The sequence below is a fragment of the Glycocaulis sp. genome, from assembly GCF_052168375.1.
GTDB lineage: Bacteria > Pseudomonadota > Alphaproteobacteria > Caulobacterales > Maricaulaceae > Glycocaulis.
In genome coordinates this window covers 1-16,733 of sequence record NZ_JBQLZR010000282.1, presented here as the reverse complement: position 1 = coordinate 16,733, position 16,733 = coordinate 1, and the positions used below count along the sequence as shown (strand labels likewise).

Here is a 16,733-nt window from a genome sequence, read left to right as displayed (position 1 = left end):
ACCTGCGTGCGGGCGGCCTTGAGAGGGCCCGTTTGAACGTTCGCGATTGGCTTTCCCAAAGCCGCCCGCGCCATCCGTCCCTTCAACCTCGCTCCGGAAACGGGTGGGGATGGAAGTGTTTGGGTGCACTTCACTTTGTCACCCACTTTCGTCATGCCCGCGCAGGCGGGCATCCAGAGATCACAGGGCGAAGGCAGGTGCGAAGTAGCTCTGGACCCCCACCTGCGTGGGGGTGACGAGGTAGAGAGGCAAAGGGATCAACAGGTCAGCGTCCCGGACAGCTCATTCCAGCGGGGGTTGGCTTCTTCGATCAGGCAGCCCGGCGTTCGAAATCCATGAAGACCGGGTCTATGTCGCCCAGGTGCTTGGACTGGTAGCGCGTGGTGATGTGATCAGCGGGCTCTGAGCGCCAATCATCTGCTGAAGATGCCTGCCAGTCGAGGGCGCCCGTTTCCAGGAGGATCGGCAGGGCCCAGTCGGCATAGACGCGCACATCGGTTGCCACGCGCAAGCGTCCTCCGGGTTTCAGGATACGCACGAGCTGAGCCGCCGTATCGGCCTGCACAAACCGGCGGAAGGCGTGACGCTTCTTCGGCCAGGGATCGGGAAAGAGCAGGAAGATGCGGTCAAAGCAGGCATCGGGCATGCGCTCGATCTCGTCTCGCGCATCGGCCCGCTTCACGCGCACATTGGCAAGGCTTTGCTCCTCGATCCCTGCCAGCGCCTTGGCGACACCGTTGAGGAAAGGCTCGATACCGACAAAGCCGGTATCCGGCGCACGCGCCGCCTGACCGATAAGGTGCTCCGAGGCACCAAACCCGATCTCCAGCACATGGTTCTGGAAACCGGGAAGCAGAACGCGCGGATCGGCCGCGGCTTCATCAGCCCAGCTCAGGGCAGGCAGCAGAGTATCGACCAGCTGCTGCTGGCGGGCTGACAAGGGATGCCCCTTCGCCCGCCCGTAAAGGCGGCGCGACGGGCCGTGCGGCGCGTCCGTCATGATCTCAGGCGAGGCCCTTGAGCTGGTCGACGAGATCGGTCTTCTCCCAGGAGAAGCCGCCATCGGCGTCCGGCGTCCGCCCGAAATGGCCATAGGCCGCCGAGCGGGCATAGATGGGCTTGTTGAGCTGGAGGTGAGTGCGGATGCCGCGCGGTGACAGATTCATCAGCTGCGGCAGTACACTTTCCAGCTTCGCCTCGTCGATATTGCCGGTGCCGTGCAGGTCCACATAGACCGCCAGCGGCTTGGCCACGCCGATCGCATAGGCGAGCTGGATGGTGCATTTGCGCGCCAGACCGGCGGCGACCACGTTCTTGGCCAGATAGCGCGCGGCATAGGCGGCAGACCGGTCGACCTTGGTCGGGTCCTTGCCGGAAAACGCGCCGCCGCCATGGGGCGCTGCGCCGCCATAGGTGTCCACGATGATCTTGCGGCCGGTCAGGCCGGCATCGCCGTCAGGTCCGCCAATGACAAACTTGCCGGTCGGGTTGACGTAGAATTCGTCCTCGGGCGGGAACCAGCCCTCGGGCAGGACCGATTTCACCACCGGGCGCACCAGCTCGCGCACCTCGTCAAGCGAGGTGGAAGCGGTGTGCTGGGTAGATACGACAACCGAGGTGACGCCCACGGGCCGTCCGTTTTCGTAGCGCAGGGAAACCTGCGACTTGGCGTCCGGCTCGAACTGCTTGACCGCGCCGGTCTTGCGCAGGCGGGCCATCTCCTTGAGGATCTGGTGGGAGTAGAGGATCGGGGCCGGCATCAGTTCCGGGGTCTCGTCGGTGGCGAAGCCGAACATGATGCCCTGGTCGCCCGCGCCTTCCTCGGCATAGGAGCCTGTGCCTTCATCGACGCCTTGCGCAATATCGGCAGACTGCTCGTGCAGATAGTTGGAGAAATTGGCCGTTTCCCAGTGGAAGCCATCCTGCTCGTAGCCGATATCCTTCACCGCTGCGCGCACGGCCGCTTCGATTTCCTCGCCGGAAATCTCGTCGGCGCAGCGCACTTCACCGGCCAGCACGATCCGGTTGGTCGTGGTCAGCGTTTCGCAGGCAACCCGCGCGACCGGATCGCGCGCCAGATAGAGATCGACAATCGTGTCGGAAATCCGGTCACAGACCTTGTCCGGATGGCCTTCTGAAACACTCTCGCTGGTAAAGATGTAGGATGAACGCGCCACTAGCGACCCCATATAAAGCTTCCTTTATATGGGCGCTTAAAGACTATCCCGGCCCCAAACGCAAGCGCCGATTGTCCCTGCTGCCTAATTGTCCTCGCCGCCGGTATCGGCCAGCGAACGGACAAGCTCAAGCACCCGGCGGCGCACTTTCGGGTCGGTGATCTTGGAAAAGGCCTGCGCGAGGGCGACACCATCGGAAGATTGCAGGAAATCGTTCACGATCGGGGTCTGGTCCCCTTCCGCAAAGCCTGTGGGCTGCGGTGAAGTCTCGCTCACCCCGTCAAAGAAGAAGGCAACAGGCACTTCCAGGACGCGGGCCAGATGCCAGAGCCGTCCGGCACCGATACGGTTTGCGCCGCGCTCGTATTTCTGAACCTGCTGGAAGGTGACGCCCAGCTCCTCGCCAAGTTTCTCCTGGCTCATTTCCATCATCTGGCGCCGCAGACGGACACGGGATCCGACATGGCGGTCAACAGGATTGGGTTCACGCGGACTGGGTGACATGACAAGAAATCCTCGAAAAATTCCCGGCGGGCCGGGTCAGGCACGTCGCAGGCGAAAAGGGTCAATTTATCGTCGTCAGGCTTCGGATCGGACATGTGGCACACGGCGCAACAGGAGGTGCGAAGTGCCCCAGAGACAAATCAGTATCAGGAATCCTGCCACGATCCATGGAATATTTCCATATCTGGCAAAGGCTGTGGGTTGAAGTGCCACTGGCACATCAATATCCAGCACCGTGTTCAATTGCGGATCGCTGGCCGTCAGCGCCCGGCCATAGGCATCCATGACGCCAGAAACCCCGAGGGACGCAGAGCGCACCATGGGCAGGCCTTCCTCGATGGCCCGGTAGGCGGCCTGATTGAGGTGCTGGCGGGGACCGGCAGAATTTCCATACCAGGCATCATTGGAGATGTTGAGAGGATAGGCCGGGCGGTTTGCCCCGCGCGGCGCAAAGCGCGGGAAGATCACTTCATAGCAGATGAGCGGCGCAAACCCGTCCATGCCGGCAACACCAAGGGTGCGGGCACCGGGGCCAGGCGTGTAGAAAGGCGCATTCATCGACAGGCTGGAAAAGCCGAACATGCTGGTCAGGGCCAGCAGCGGGTTGCCCTCTCCGAAGGGCACCAGGTGCACCTTGTCGTAAAAGGCCTCGCCCTCCACGCGTCCGTCCTCGATGCGCAAGGCTGCGAGCGTGTTGTAGTAGAGCTCGCCTTCCGGAAAGCGTTCGCGCCGCGTCACGCCGGTCCAAAGCCGTGTGCCCTCGGGCAAGGTGCCTTCGATGGTCAGCAGTACGGCGCTGTCTTCCAGCATCAGGGTCGGGATGGCGCCTTCCGGCCAGATGACCGCATCGGCCTCGCCGAGCCCTGGCTGCATCGTCAGTTCGAGATAACGGGCGAGGATGTCATGCCGGTTGGCGTAGCGCTTGTCGCGCTGGTCGACATTGACCTGCACGATCCTGAGGCGGGTATCGGTCACCCCCTCTTCGGCGGAGGCGAGGCGCGCATGCCCCCAGCCCCAGATGCCGCCCAGAAGAAGTGCACTGACCCCAAGCGGCAGGGCGCGGGCGATGAGCCGCCCCGGCCCTGAGAGCGCGGCAGGGCTGGCAAAGGCAAAGAGAACGAGGGCGGAAAGTCCCAGAGCGCCTGTGACGCTGGCAATCTGGCTGACGGGTGTGCCGGCCTCGAAGACATGGCCGGGCAGGTTCCAGGGAAAGCCTGAAAGGACGACCGAGCGCAGGAACTCGACACCGGTGAACAGCACGGCAAACACGCCGATGCGCATCGGACCTTTGGGGGTCAGGCGTACATGGAGGCTGCCGGCCACACCCCAGAACAGCGCCAGCCCGCCGGGCAGCAGTGTCAGCGGCGCCCAGATCAGCCAGGCATGTTCCTCTGCGCTGACAAGGAAGGCGTTGGCCACCCACCAGGTGCTGCCGAGAAAATAGCCGGCGGCAAAGCTCCATCCCCGCCAGAACCCGGCGCGCAAGGGACGGGGCTGGCTGGCCGCCCCGTCGAGCGCGAGAACAAGGATGATGAGGCCGAAGGCCAGCGCGGGCAGAACGTGAAACGGCGCGTGGGCGAGCGTTGAGAGCAGGCCCGCCACGAACAGCACCAGCCCAGCTCGCCAGCCTGCCAGAGCACGCCAGCTGGAGATCCAAGCGCCCGCCCGGCGCCACATTACTGGCGGCTTCCGCTATCGGCGGGCGTGTCCTTGGGCGAGCGGATACGCACCCGGCGGATGCGGCGCGGATCGGAATCGAGAATCTCGAACTCCAGCCCCGTAGAGTGCGCGATGACCTCGCCGCGTTCAGGCACGCGTCCTGTCAGCATGAAGATCAGGCCGCCCATCGTGTCGACGTCTTCCATCTCCTCCTCGGTCGCCACCGGCCGGCCGAGGGTCTCTGCAAGTTCGTCGAGTGAGGCACGCGCATCGGCCTCCCAGATATTGGCGCCGCGGGCACGGATCAGCGGACCTTCGGCCTCGTCGTGCTCGTCATCAATCTCGCCGACGATAGGTTCCAGCAGGTCTTCGAGCGTCACAAGCCCGTCCGTGCCGCCGAACTCGTCGACGACCAGGGCCATGTGCATGCGCCGCGACTTCATCCGGACCAGCAGGTCAGCGGCATACATGGATGGCGGTACATATAGCAGCGGGCGGCGCACCTGAGGCAGAATCTGCACAGACGCCCACCCCTCACTGCGCTGGCCGTCAGGATTGCCGGCCAGATGCGCGATCAGGTCCTTGATGTGCACGACGCCCACCGGATCATCCAGCGTCTCGCGATAGACCGGCAGGCGCGAATGGGAGGCTTCGGCAAACAGCCGCGCGGCATCGCCCAGCGGTGTGTCGATGTCCATCGCGACAATGTCGGCGCGTGGCACCATCACATCGGCGACGCGCAAGGCGTCTAGCGCGTTCACGTTGAAGGAAAGGTCGCGTTCCGCAGAAGGGCCCGTCTGGATGGCTGGCGATGCGCCGCCTTCCGCAATCGGGCCGGTATCGGCCTCGGGGGCAGGGCGGCGGTATATCGCGCCGGTCAGGCGGGCCATGAGACTTCGTCTTGGCGGGTCGTCACTCATTACGCTCATCAGCGTTCACTATAGGGATTCGCGATGCCCAGCCGGGCCAGTGCCGCGATCTCCACTGCCTCCATCTCTTCTGCTGCGTCGTCCTGGATATGGTCAAAACCGTTAAGATGCAGCACTCCGTGAACTGCAAGATGGGCCGCATGGTCCACCAGCGCAATGCCGCGTGCTTCTGCTTCGCGCTGACAGGTCTCGAAGGCCAGCGCTACGTCGCCCGGATAATTCTCCGATTCCGGAGCCGGAAAGGACAGGACATTGGTTGGCTTGTCCTTGCCCCGGAAGCGCTGGTTGAGCGATTGCAGCACGCTGTCATCGCTGAACAGGATAACGGCAGCGCCCGTGCGCGGCTCCTCTATCAGGGAGAGCGCTGCGGCAACGGCCTCCATGCAGCGGGCCTCCAGGCCCGCGATTGCGGCCCAGCCCTCATGCTCGATGACGATCTCGGCCACCCGGTCAGCCGCCATGTTTCCTGTCCGCCTGTTCATACGCATCGACGATCATGCCGACGAGGTCATGACGGACGACATCGGCGCGGGTGAAACGTGTCACGGCGATGCGCGGCACGCCGGAAAGAATGCCCAGAGCATCGGCAAGGCCCGAAGGCTCGCGCGGGCCCAGGTCGACCTGGGAGGGATCACCGGTAATGGCCATGCGTGACCCCTGGCCCAGCCGGGTCAGCATCATGCGCATCTGCGCGCGGGTCGTGTTCTGGGCCTCGTCGCAGACGATGAAGGCATTGTTGAGCGTTCGCCCGCGCATGAAGGCCAGCGGCGCCACCTCGATGCGGCGCTCCTCGCGCATCTTGTCGACAACCTTCTGGGTCAGCGCATCGCGAAGCGAATCCCAGATCGGCAAGAGGTAGGGATCAATCTTCTCGTTCAGATCGCCGGGCAGGAAGCCCAGACGCTCGCCGGCCTCCACTGCCGGGCGGGTGATGACCAGCCGGTCAATCTCGCCGCGCGCCAGTTTCGCCGCGCCCCAGGCCACCGCCAGCAGCGTCTTGCCGGTACCCGCCGGTCCGACGCCGAAAATCATGTCGAAGCGCTTCTCGTCCTTCAGCGCGCGCACATACTCGCCCTGGCCGGGCGTGCGGGCGGCAAAGCTGACCCCGCGCGGCACGCGGATAATGGTCTCGTCACCGGCAATCGGTGCGGCATCATCCATGCGGCAGGCTGCGCGCACGGTTTCCGGATCAATGACAAGCCCGGCCTCGGCGCGGGCGTAGAGCGCATGGATCACGCGGCCGGCATCCGTCCGGCCCCGCTTGTCACCGCCCGAGAGCAGAAGTTGCCCGCCGCCCGGCGCCTCGACATGGACGCCGAGCTCGGTCTCCAGCGCAATGAGATTGGCATGGCCAGGCCCGGCGAGAGCCCGTACATGGGCGCCGTCCTCGAAGTGCAGCGTTTCGGCTGGAGCGCGCGCAGCGCGCTTGGGTCGCGGTGTCCGGCTCACGCGGCGCAGCTCTCCCCGTTCAGCAGCCGTGCCCCCAGTGCATTCTTTGACGCTGACAGGATTTCCACCATCGCGATGTGACCGATCAGACCGGTCGGTCCATCACAATGGACCGCCTGCAGATAGGGGCTGCGCCCGCCAAGCTGGCCGGGATTGCGTCCCTCGCGCTCAAAGAGCACGGGCAGCTTGCGGCCCACCATCGAGGCGTTGAACGCCTGCTGCTGGGTGTCCAGAAGTGCCTGCAAACGGGCCAGACGCTCGGCCATGACAGCTTCGTCCACCTGCCCGGCCATGGCCGCCCCCGGAGTGCCCGGACGGCGCGAATACTTGAACGAAAAGGCCGACGCATAGCCGATCTCCTCGACAAGGCGCAGCGTGGCTTCGAAATCGCTCTCCTGCTCGCCGGGGAAGCCGACGATGAAGTCACCCGACATGGCGATGTCGGGGCGGATTTCACGCAAACGGGCGATCAGGGCGGCATACTGGGCCGAGCTGTGCTTGCGGTTCATCGCCTTCAGGATGCGGTCAGAGCCAGATTGCACCGGCAGGTGCAGGTAAGGCATCAGCTTTTCCTCACCGCCAAAGGCGGTGATCAGCTCATCATCCATGTCGTTGGGATGAGAGGTCGTGAAGCGGATACGCTCGATACCGCCGATCAGCGCCAGATGGCGGATCAGGCGCGCAAGGCCCCAGCGCCCGCCGGCCTCCTCGCCCGCAGGCGGCTCGCCGGAATAGGCGTTGACGTTCTGACCCAGCAGGGTGATTTCGCGCACGCCTTGCGCGGCCAGCGCGCGCACTTCAGCCGTGATCTGGGCTGCGGGCCTCGAATACTCCGCGCCGCGCGTATAGGGCACCACGCAGAAGGAGCAGAACTTGTCACACCCCTCCTGCACCGTCACGAAGGCGGTATAGCCCTCCACATGGCGCTTGGGCGCAGCCAGTGCGTCGAACTTTTCTTCGGCTTCAAACTCGGTTTCCAGCGCCTCGCCGCGCTCGCGGTGCACGCGGGCGATCAGTTCGGGCAGGCGGTGATAGGTTTGCGGGCCGACGACCAGATCCACCACCGGCGCGCGGCGCTGTATCTCGGCGCCCTCGGCCTGCGCCACGCAGCCCGCAACCGTAATGGTCATCTGACCGCCTGCGGCCTGCTTTTCCTCCTTGAGCGGCTTCAGCCGGCCCAGCTCGGAATAGACCTTCTCGGCAGCCTTCTCGCGGATATGGCAGGTGTTGAGAATGACGAGGTCCGCGCCTTCGGGCGCTTCGGCAGGCTCATAGCCAAGCGGAATGAGCAGATCGCGCATGCGCTCTGAGTCATAGACATTCATCTGGCATCCGTAGGTGCGGATGAAGAGGCGCTTGCGGGACTTCGTTTCGGACGTGCTGGGTGTCATGGGCGCTGGCGATTATTCCTTTTCGCCGTCTTTCAGCTTCACGGCATAAAGCTCGAGCCGGTGGTCGACCAGCTTGTAGCCGAGGCGGCGGGCAATCGCAGCCTTCATCTTCTCGATTTCCTCATCGTAGAACTCGACGATATCGCCGGATTTCAGATCGATCAGGTGATCGTGATGGTCCTCGGTCGCTTCTTCGTAGCGTGAACGTCCGTCACGGAAATCATGCCGCTCGATAATGCCGGCGTCTTCAAACAGGCGCACCGTGCGGTAAACCGTCGCGAGCGAGATACGGTTGTCGACGCTGGCGGCGCGGCGGTGAACTTCCTCGGCATCGGGGTGATCGACCGCTTCGGACAGCACGCGGGCGATGACCCGGCGCTGATCGGTCATGCGCAGGCCTTTTTCGATGCAAATCTGTTCGATGCGATCTGACATGATCAGCCTCCTTGAAACGCGCGAAGGGGAGCAGGCTTTCAGGACCTGTCCTTAGCCCTGCCGGACAGGTCTGTCCATTCCTGCACGGGCGCGCAAGACATTATCAACGCGTCTGACCCGTCCCGGTAGTAACGCGCCCGCCTGCCTGTCTCGCGCCATCCTGTCGCCCGGTAAAGCGCAATGGCGGGTATATTGTTCACGGAGACCTCAAGGAAAGCCGCTCGTGCACCGCGCGCCAGTGCAGCGCCCAGCCCCGCAGCCACCAGCGCCATTCCTGCACCCTTGCGCCGGGCCGAAGGCAGCACGGCGAGGGTGAGCATTTCCGCTTCACCGGCAATGGTGCGCATCAGGATGAAGCCGAGCGGCATGTCACCATCCAGCGCCAGGCGCGCATCGATGCCGGGACCTGCCAGCAGGCTTGCAAACGCCGCTTCGTCCCACACTTCGCCGCCGGCAAACGCCTTCGCGTGAAGGGCTGCCAGCACGCCCGCGCTTTCGGGCCCGGCAGCGGCAATCTGCACGCTCACAGCACAATGCCCCCGGGCAGGGCGGCATCGGGCGGGCGTGCATAGTGCGGGCTGGGCAGGGGTGCGGTGTCGTCTGCTTCCAGCGTCAGCGCCAGCAGGGCGTCCAGAGGCGCGTGCTGACCGGCGTCTGCCGCCCCGCCGAGCAGCGCCGCACCGGACCCGGCAAGCCGGGCATTGGCGGCCCGGGCGAACGCCTCGCGTGCGGCATCGATTCCTGTCCTCGCCGCATCGCCTTGCGCCGTGCCGCTGGCAAACACTTGCCACACAAGCTCGCTGCGCCGCGCATCATGGACTGCAAAGACAGTGTGACGTCCGTCCGGATCGGCCTCGCGGGCATAGGCGGCAAGGCTCGACACACCCAGGGCTTTCGCGCCCGTAGCCAGCGCCAGACCGCGCGCAAAGGCTGTCCCGGCACGCGTTCCGGCAAAACTGCCAGGCCCTGTTGCCGCGCCGATCCGCCAGAGCGCACCGGCAGGCAGGCCCGCTTCGTCCAGCAATTCGCCAACCAGAGGGGCAAGCCGCTCTGCCTGGCCCCGTTCCATCGCTTCAGCGCGCCGGAAGGTCTGGCCGTCCTCCAGCCGGAGGGCCGCCGCGCACCATCGCCCGGTCGTGTCGATGACCAGCACCGGGCGGTGGGGACGGGCAGATGCCATCAGGTTTGAACCCTATTTCAGGATGCGCGCCGCTTCATCGAAACCGAGGCGCGGCAGGCGCGGGAAGAGCTTTTCCGTCGTCCCATAGCCGATATTGACGAGGAAGTTGGAGCGCCAGTGTTTCATCTTTGGATCGTTGGCGAAGAACTCCTCATCGACCTTGGCGCTGTCGAACCCGCTCATCGGCCCGGTATCAAGGCCCAGCGCGCGTGCCGCCAGAATGAGATAAGCGCCCTGCAAGGTGCCATTGCGCACGCCATTGGCCTTGCGCGCTTCCTCGGAGGCAAACCATTCCTTCGCGCCGGGATCGTGCGGAAAGAGTTCAGGCACTTTCTGATGGAACTCCCAGTCCCACGCGACGATGGCGGTAACCGGCGCGCTCATCGTCTTGTCGACATTCGACGGGATCAGGAAGGGCCGGAGACGTTCCTTTGCCTCGCCTTTGAGGAAAACGAAGCGGGCGGGGGAATTATTGGCGCTGGTCGGGCCGTATTTGAGAAGATCGTAGAGCGCCTGGATCGTCGTGTCGGACACATCGCGATCCTCCCAGGTGTAGAAGGTGCGCGCACCGCGGAAAAGCTGGTTCAGCGCGTGATCGGAGAGGGTCTTGTGACGGTCTTCAAGTACGAGTTCGCTCATCGGGCGATCCTTCCTTCCTGTGAATGCCGCAACCTGCCAGCATGGCGGAGGCGGGCAGTGATACCGGGGCGAGATAGGACAGCAACGCCCGTTGGGCTATGGCGATCCGGGAAAAACGGCTGTGCCGGCCCTACACCACCGCCTCGACGCCCATCACTTCAGGGACGTAGTGCTTCAACAGATTCTCGATGCCGCTTTTAAGCGTCATGGTCGAGGACGGGCAGCCAGCGCAGGCGCCGCGCATGTGCAGGCTGACAATACCGGTCGTCTCGTCATAGGCGTGGAACACGATGTCGCCGCCGTCCTGCGCAACGGCAGGGCGCACGCGCGTATCGATGACATCGCGGATTTCCTTCACGATGGCCGCTGTCTCGCCCTCATAGACAGTTTCGGTGTCCGTATCGCCATCATCGAGAAGCGGTTTGCCCGATTGCAGCACGTCCATGATCGCACCCAGCACCGAAGGCTTGATGTGCGCCCAGTCAATGGCGCTGTCCTTGGTCACCGAGACAAAATCGCTGCCCGCAAACACGCGCACCACACCCTCGACAGCAAAGAGTTCGCGCGCCAGAAGCGATCCTGCGCCCTCGGCTGCAGTGGCAAAATCGCGCGGGGTCTCCGGCGCAATCGACTGGCCGGGCAGAAATTTCAGCGTGTCGGGGTTCGGGGTGGTTTCGGTCTGGATGAACATGGGGGAGGCCTTTATGGGCTGTGCGGGCGTGAGGGCACTGTTTCAGAGCCACACTTGGCCTCAGGCGCCGTGCCAATCAAGGCCTGATAGCGCCTAGGTCAGCGCCTCGATGGTTTCATCGGACAATTCGCCCGGCACGACAGTCACGGGAATGGCGCGTTCACCAAAAAGGCCGCGCCCCCGTGACAGCGCCGTCACCAGCGGGCCGGGTCCGTCGCCTTTCACGGCTGCACCGAGGACCAGGATCGAGATGCTCTCATCCTCCTCGATCAGCTTGCGGATGCACTGGATCGCCTCGCCCTCGCGCACCAGCAGCTCGGGGCGTGAACCGGTAATGCCTTCAATGTCTTCTGCGAGGCTTTCGAGCGCCGCTTCGGCTTCTTCCATCGCCTCGCGCCGCATGGTCTCGCCGACGCCCAGCCAAGGCTCGACGCTTGCCGGTTCGATGACGGCCAGTACCGCCACCTTGCCGCCGGTATTGTTGGCCCGATGGGCAGCATAGCGAGCCGCCGCCGCGGATTCCTCGCTGCCATCGCCGATAAGCAGGAATTTTCGAGTGTTCGCCATGATTCTGACCGTGACGCTTTCTTGACGCGGCGGCAAGAGGGCGTCATCTGCCTTGCATGAGCCGCTCCCGCAAAACCGCTTCCGCGCCTGAAAAGCCGCTTTCCACGCTGGACGACTGCCGTTCAGCAGCCTCGCCGCGCCGCCAGGTCACGCTCTGGCCGGACCGGCTGGAGGAAACGGCAGACGGAACGCTCGTCACCCGCATCGCCATCGACACTGTCGAGGAGGTGCGCCTCAGCGTCGAGCCATCGGGCATCGGCGCGAAGGACCCCGCACAGATTGTCTGCCGCGTCCGGGCAGGCAGCCGGACGATCAGCCTGTCTTCCTTGCGCTCGACCGGCATATTGAAATGGGAAACCCAGGCAGACCGGCTCGCCCTGTTCCTGCGTGCGCTGCATGGCCGTCTCGAAGGGCGCGAGGGGGTTGCCTTTGTCGAGGGCGCGCCGCTCGATGCGAAGCTGAAAGCCTTCCTGCCAGCTTTGGCGCTGGGCCTTGCGGGGCTGGCGCTCGCCGCCTGGGCTCTCACTATCGGCCAGATCATCACCGGTCTCATCGGCCTCGTTCTGGCGGTCACGGGCGGATATTCCGCCTGGATTTTCCGGCCCTCACCGGAGAAGCCCTACGATCCGCAGAAGTTTTCCGGCGCCTAGCCTGCGGAGGCGAGAAGCCGGGCGAGGCCTTGCGCAAAAAATGGCCCGCACTTGGCCGCGCCGCGCGGATAATAATAAGGCTCGATCAGCTCGATCTCCATCAGGCGCAGATCGCCTTCGCCGCCGCGAACCATGTCGACGCGCGCATAGAGCAGTGTCTCGACCCCGCAATGCCGGCAGGCCGCTTCAAGACACTGGCGGGCGAGGGCGATGTCGGTAACAGACGGCTCATAGGGAGTATCCACTCCGCCATACATGCCCTGAATGCGGTAATCGCCCTTGGCAGCGCGCTTGATAACGGCGTGGGAAAATTCGCCGCCGAAGAAGAGCAGCGAGTATTCACCCTCTTCCTGAATGGCCGGCAGAAAGGCCTGTATCATGGCCCGTTCTGGTGGCAACTCGCTCACGGGCGGAAGCGGCTCGCCGCGCCGGACGCGGGCCTGGCGCCAGGCACCGGCCCCGACAACCGGCTTGATCACCAGATCATCGCTATTGAGCGTGTCAAAGGCGGCGCTGATCAACTCCGGCGTGGCACGCTCTGCCCAGACAGTCTCGATGACGGGTGCGCCCAGTGTTCCCAGATCGCGCAAATATGTCTTGTCCATGTTCCAGCGGATCACTCCGGCAGGGTTCAGGAGCGGCCGGACCTGGCTGACAGTATCCAGCATGGCGAGGAAGCGCTGCGTCTTGTCCCAATAGTCCCAGGTCGGACCGATGATGACGGCATCATAGGCTGCCGGATCAAATCCCTCGTCCCAGACAACCGGCTCCAGCGCGAAGCCCGCCGCGCGGCAGGGCGCATCAATCGCCGCAAACTGCTCGGTGAACTCGTGCGCATCGCTGCGCGCCTCGGCCCGGTGAGCAAGGACGTTGGCAGAAACCAGATAGGCAATCGTGTGCATGGAGGCCCCGGCGGATCAGTGGCAGACGCGCGTCGCTATCGGCTCTAGCCGACCGGCATCGCCCGTCAAGAAGGCGCAAGCAGGCGGGCAGGGGCTTGAGTGCGTGGCGCGCAAGGGTTAAGCCCTCGCCCGCATTGCAACTGGAAGGAACTCCCCTCATGGCCGCTACCCGCTTCGACGTCATCGGCGTCGGCAACGCCATCGTAGACGTGATCGCGACTGCCGATGATGCCTTCCTGGGTACGCATGGCATCGAGAAGGGGGCCATGACGCTCATTGACGAGCCGCGCGCCGAAGCGATTTACGCAGCGATGGGTCCGGGCCAGGAAGTGTCGGGCGGTTCGGCTGCCAACACGCTTGCGGGCGTGGCTAGCCTTGGCGGGCGCGGCGCCTATATCGGCAAGGTGGCCGACGACCAGCTGGGCGAAATCTTCGCCCATGACCTGCGCGCAACGGGCGTCGACTACTCCACCAGGCCCTTGTCGGGCGGCCCGGCGACGGCGCGCTGCCTGATCCTGGTCACCCCGGACGCCCAGCGCTCCATGAACACCTTCCTTGGCGCGTCCACCCTGTTCTCCGGTGACGATGTCGATGCCGAACGGATCGGCGCAGCGCACATCACCTATCTGGAAGGCTATCTCTTCGACCGTGACGAGGCGAAAGCGGCTTTCGTTGCTGCTGCCGAAATCGCCCGCAAGGCCGGGCGCAAGGTCGCGCTGACCCTGTCGGATGCGTTCTGCGTGGATCGTCACCGGGCGAGCTTCCGCGAACTGATCGCCGGCCATGTCGATGTTGTCTTTGCCAACGAGGTCGAGCTGAAATCGCTCTACCAGACAGAGGATTTCGACAGTGCGCTCGCCAGCATCCGCGCCGAGACCCGCATTGCCGCCGTGACCCGTTCGGAAAAGGGCGCGGTGATCGTGGCGGGCAGCGAAACCGTATCGGTGCCTGCCGAACCGGTCGCTAAACTGGTCGATACGACGGGCGCAGGCGACCTTTTTGCCGCCGGCTTCCTTCTGGGCGCCGCGCGCGAGGCGGATCTGGAGACGTGCGGCCGTCTTGGCGTGCTGGCAGCGGCTGAGGTGATCTCCCATGTCGGCGCCCGCCCGCTCGTCAGCCTGGCCGAGCTTGCCCGAGACAAGGGTATCACCATACCGCCAGCCCGGTGAGCCAACACAGTTTCAACAGGTTAACACTATCTGTGTGCGTGCTTAACGTGATTTTCAGCAAGGTCTGAAAATCTGCCTCTCCCTGCCGTGCCGTCCCGCCCGAAAGATCGAGCGGAGCGGCCAAGCTCCGAGAGGTTCTATGGCCCCGCTCCGCCATGCCCTGTCACGCATGATGCGCTCGCTGGTGATGAAATTCACCGTGCTGTGCGCCATTGTGCTGGTCGCTGCCACGCTGGTGATGACCGGGTTCGGATATCTGTCGAAATCCCACGACAATCGCGAGACGGCCCTGGCCCATGCAGGCCTGATGTCGCAATTGCTGGCCACCAACATTGCCGAGGAAACCGCCTCGCGCGATGCGCGGCGCCTGACCACCAGCCTGAACGGTTTCGACGAGCGCGATGATGTGAACGGCGCGTACGTGGTGGACTCCATGCGCGCCGTGCTAGTGACGACCCCCGATATGGGCCTTGCGCCCGGTGAACGCAGCACCGACGCTCTCATTCACGGTGCGCTGGGCTCGGTTGACATGCGCCTGGAAGTGGTCGGCGACACGATCCGCGTCGTTCACCCCGTCATGCATCAGGGCCGGCTGGCCGGCGCTGTGCTGATCAATGTGCCGATAGCGGCTGTCTCGCGTCCGGCATCGGAAATCTTCCAGCGCCAGATTCTGGTCGGCCTGGTCGCGCTGGTGATCTTCCTGCCGCTCGTGGCACTTGTAGTGCGCACAGCGCTCGGCCCGATCCACAAGCTGACGGAGGCTGCCCGCCTTGCCTCCTCGCGCAAGCTCGACATGCGCATTGATGTGCGCACTGGCGACGAGCTCGAAGTGCTCGCCAATGCCTTCAACCGCATGTTTGCGCGCCTCGATGCCTCGATGAAACGCATTCATCGTCTGGCCTATGTCGACATGGTCACCGAGCTGCCCAATCGTGAGCGCTTCCGCAAGGAGGTCGAGCGCGTGACCCGCAGGGCGGAGGACATGGGCACGTCCGGCGCGGTGCTCTTCCTTGATCTTGACCGGTTCAAGCGTGTGAACGATTCCCTCGGCCTTGGTGAAGGCGACCGGCTGCTTGAGGCTGTTGCCCGCCGCCTGCGCGAAGCGGCGCGCGGCTGGGACCTGTCGCGCGGCGAAGACGGGGCAGAACCGTCTCTGGTGGCCCGCCTTGGCGGTGACGAGTTCACCATACTCCTGCCAGCTCTTCGCGATGCCGCCGATGCGGCACGGGTCTCGCGCCTTGTCATCGACGCCGTGCGCCGCCCGTTCGAAATCTCCGGCCACCGGGTTTTCCTAGGTGTGTCGGTGGGTGTTGCGGTCTTCCCGCGCGATGGCGGTGATCCCGAAACTCTCCTTCGCCACGCCGACCTTGCCATGGCTGCTGCCAAGCGGACCGGGGGCAATGCGTTCGAGTTCTTCGAAGCCAGCATGAACCAGACAGCCTTTGAGCGTCTTGTGCTGGAGGGTGAGCTGCGCGAGGCGGTCAAGGATGACCAGCTCGTCGTCTACTACCAGCCCAAGATTTCCATCCATGACGGCTCTATTGCCGGCGTAGAGGCCTTGGTGCGCTGGAACCATCCGACGGCAGGCCTCCTTTCGCCGGGCATGTTCATCCAGGCGGCCGAGGAATGCGGCCTGATCGGTGAAATTGGCGACTGGGTGATGCGCCATGCCTGCGCGGAAATGGCCGACCTCAACAAGCGCGGCGTCAACCTGCCCGTGGCCGTCAACGTTTCGGCAGTCCAGTTCGAGGATGAAGGCTTTGCTGACAGCGTGCTCGACACGCTGCGCGAGACCGGACTGGCGCCCTCGCTTCTGGAGCTGGAACTGACCGAGTCAGTCGCCATGCGCCAGCCGGAACGGGTTCTCGAACAGATCGAGCCTCTGCGGGCGCGCGGTGTCGGCTTTGCCATTGACGATTTCGGCACCGGCCACTCCAGCCTGTCCTACCTTACCCGCATGCCGTTCGACGTGTTCAAGATCGACCAGAGCTTTGTGCGCGACATGTCCAGTGACCCGCACGCGCGCATTGTGGTGGAAACCATTCTGGCGATGGCCCGCGCCCTGAAACTGCAGACGGTCGCCGAAGGTGTTGAAACCAGCGATCAGCTCGCCTTCCTGCGCGAACAGGGCGCCACCCTGGCCCAGGGCTATCTCTTTGCCCGGCCCATGCCGCTTGCCGATCTGGTCCGCTATGTCGAAAGCAGCAGCGCCGATCCGCGGGCAATCCGCGCCTGACAGGACTTGTCGCCGAGGCCTGCCGCAAAGGACACGGAACTGTGTCCTGTTCGCAACGCGCAACACCTTTCTACAATTTAATTGAACATGACCGGGTGGTTGTGGCATAAATACACGTGCGGGCCGCCAGCACTCTGACCCGCTCGCTCTGGAAC

18 protein-coding genes are annotated in these 16,733 nt (G+C 64.4%); 3 read left to right on the top strand and 15 right to left on the bottom strand.

The genetic code is table 11. The features are described from left to right. Window positions 1–310 precede the first annotated feature (310 nt). The 14 genes from trmB to ACTS2Z_RS11535 form a co-directional block, all read right to left on the bottom strand. Window positions 311–1,000, bottom strand: a complete 690-nt coding sequence (gene trmB / locus ACTS2Z_RS11600) for a tRNA (guanosine(46)-N7)-methyltransferase TrmB (protein ID WP_442573369.1) — start codon at window positions 998–1,000, stop codon at window positions 311–313. A 4-nt stretch (window positions 1,001–1,004) separates the two neighbouring features. Then, window positions 1,005–2,189, bottom strand: coding sequence for a methionine adenosyltransferase (gene metK / locus ACTS2Z_RS11595; RefSeq protein ID WP_442573368.1), 1,185 nt, complete (start codon window positions 2,187–2,189; stop codon window positions 1,005–1,007). A gap of 72 nt (window positions 2,190–2,261) precedes the next feature. After that, a complete protein-coding gene (locus tag ACTS2Z_RS11590; protein ID WP_442573367.1) occupies window positions 2,262–2,681 on the bottom strand; it encodes a helix-turn-helix domain-containing protein in 420 nt (139 codons plus the stop codon). A 75-nt stretch (window positions 2,682–2,756) separates the two neighbouring features. Beyond that, window positions 2,757–4,358 carry an apolipoprotein N-acyltransferase gene (gene lnt, locus ACTS2Z_RS11585; protein WP_442573366.1) on the bottom strand — a complete coding sequence of 534 codons (1,602 nt, stop codon included), beginning with the start codon at window positions 4,356–4,358 and terminating at the stop codon, window positions 2,757–2,759. Next, window positions 4,358–5,230 carry a hemolysin family protein gene (locus ACTS2Z_RS11580; RefSeq protein ID WP_442573365.1) on the bottom strand — a complete coding sequence of 291 codons (873 nt, stop codon included), beginning with the start codon at window positions 5,228–5,230 and terminating at the stop codon, window positions 4,358–4,360. The genes lnt and ACTS2Z_RS11580 overlap by 1 nt, the downstream gene beginning before the upstream one ends. Before the next feature lie 38 nt (window positions 5,231–5,268). Then, window positions 5,269–5,730: an rRNA maturation RNase YbeY gene (gene ybeY, locus ACTS2Z_RS11575; protein ID WP_442573364.1), complete on the bottom strand. Its 462-nt coding sequence runs from the start codon at window positions 5,728–5,730 to the stop codon at window positions 5,269–5,271. Beyond that, entirely contained in the window at window positions 5,720–6,718 is a 999-nt protein-coding gene (locus ACTS2Z_RS11570) for a PhoH family protein (protein WP_442573363.1), read from the bottom strand. The genes ybeY and ACTS2Z_RS11570 overlap by 11 nt, the downstream gene beginning before the upstream one ends. Then, on the bottom strand, window positions 6,715–8,109 hold the full coding sequence (gene miaB / locus ACTS2Z_RS11565) for a tRNA (N6-isopentenyl adenosine(37)-C2)-methylthiotransferase MiaB (RefSeq protein WP_442573362.1): 1,395 nt from the start codon (window positions 8,107–8,109) through the stop codon (window positions 6,715–6,717). Before miaB ends, ACTS2Z_RS11570 begins: the two co-directional genes overlap by 4 nt. A 12-nt stretch (window positions 8,110–8,121) precedes the next feature. Continuing rightward, window positions 8,122–8,544 carry a Fur family transcriptional regulator gene (locus tag ACTS2Z_RS11560; RefSeq protein WP_442573361.1) on the bottom strand — a complete coding sequence of 141 codons (423 nt, stop codon included), beginning with the start codon at window positions 8,542–8,544 and terminating at the stop codon, window positions 8,122–8,124. 38 nt (window positions 8,545–8,582) lie between these two features. After that, entirely contained in the window at window positions 8,583–9,071 is a 489-nt protein-coding gene (locus tag ACTS2Z_RS11555) for a GNAT family N-acetyltransferase (protein WP_442573360.1), read from the bottom strand. Then, window positions 9,068–9,724 carry a tRNA (adenosine(37)-N6)-threonylcarbamoyltransferase complex dimerization subunit type 1 TsaB gene (gene tsaB / locus ACTS2Z_RS11550; RefSeq protein ID WP_442573359.1) on the bottom strand — a complete coding sequence of 219 codons (657 nt, stop codon included), beginning with the start codon at window positions 9,722–9,724 and terminating at the stop codon, window positions 9,068–9,070. The genes ACTS2Z_RS11555 and tsaB overlap by 4 nt, the downstream gene beginning before the upstream one ends. 12 nt (window positions 9,725–9,736) lie before the next feature. Then, complete coding sequence (locus ACTS2Z_RS11545; RefSeq protein ID WP_442573358.1) at window positions 9,737–10,363, bottom strand: malonic semialdehyde reductase; 627 nt, start codon at window positions 10,361–10,363, stop codon at window positions 9,737–9,739. A 130-nt stretch (window positions 10,364–10,493) separates the two neighbouring features. Next, complete coding sequence (locus tag ACTS2Z_RS11540) at window positions 10,494–11,054, bottom strand: NifU family protein (RefSeq protein ID WP_442573357.1); 561 nt, start codon at window positions 11,052–11,054, stop codon at window positions 10,494–10,496. 93 nt (window positions 11,055–11,147) lie between these two features. Continuing rightward, complete coding sequence (locus ACTS2Z_RS11535; RefSeq protein ID WP_442573356.1) at window positions 11,148–11,621, bottom strand: universal stress protein; 474 nt, start codon at window positions 11,619–11,621, stop codon at window positions 11,148–11,150. A 56-nt stretch (window positions 11,622–11,677) separates the two neighbouring features. On the opposite strand from ACTS2Z_RS11535, the gene ACTS2Z_RS11530 reads away from it, so the two are divergent. Continuing rightward, window positions 11,678–12,271: a hypothetical protein gene (locus ACTS2Z_RS11530; RefSeq protein WP_442573355.1), complete on the top strand. Its 594-nt coding sequence runs from the start codon at window positions 11,678–11,680 to the stop codon at window positions 12,269–12,271. Here the strand turns inward: ACTS2Z_RS11530 and ACTS2Z_RS11525 are convergent. Next, window positions 12,268–13,173, bottom strand: a complete 906-nt coding sequence (locus ACTS2Z_RS11525) for an ATP-grasp domain-containing protein (RefSeq protein WP_442573354.1) — start codon at window positions 13,171–13,173, stop codon at window positions 12,268–12,270. The genes ACTS2Z_RS11530 and ACTS2Z_RS11525 overlap by 4 nt on opposite strands. A gap of 158 nt (window positions 13,174–13,331) precedes the next feature. Here ACTS2Z_RS11525 and ACTS2Z_RS11520 point away from each other — a divergent pair, with 158 nt between their 5' ends. Both ACTS2Z_RS11520 and ACTS2Z_RS11515 read left to right on the top strand, forming a co-directional pair. Further along, window positions 13,332–14,342 carry an adenosine kinase gene (locus ACTS2Z_RS11520; protein WP_442573353.1) on the top strand — a complete coding sequence of 337 codons (1,011 nt, stop codon included), beginning with the start codon at window positions 13,332–13,334 and terminating at the stop codon, window positions 14,340–14,342. A gap of 139 nt (window positions 14,343–14,481) precedes the next feature. Then, window positions 14,482–16,578 carry a putative bifunctional diguanylate cyclase/phosphodiesterase gene (locus ACTS2Z_RS11515; RefSeq protein WP_442573352.1) on the top strand — a complete coding sequence of 699 codons (2,097 nt, stop codon included), beginning with the start codon at window positions 14,482–14,484 and terminating at the stop codon, window positions 16,576–16,578. Window positions 16,579–16,733 lie beyond the last annotated feature (155 nt).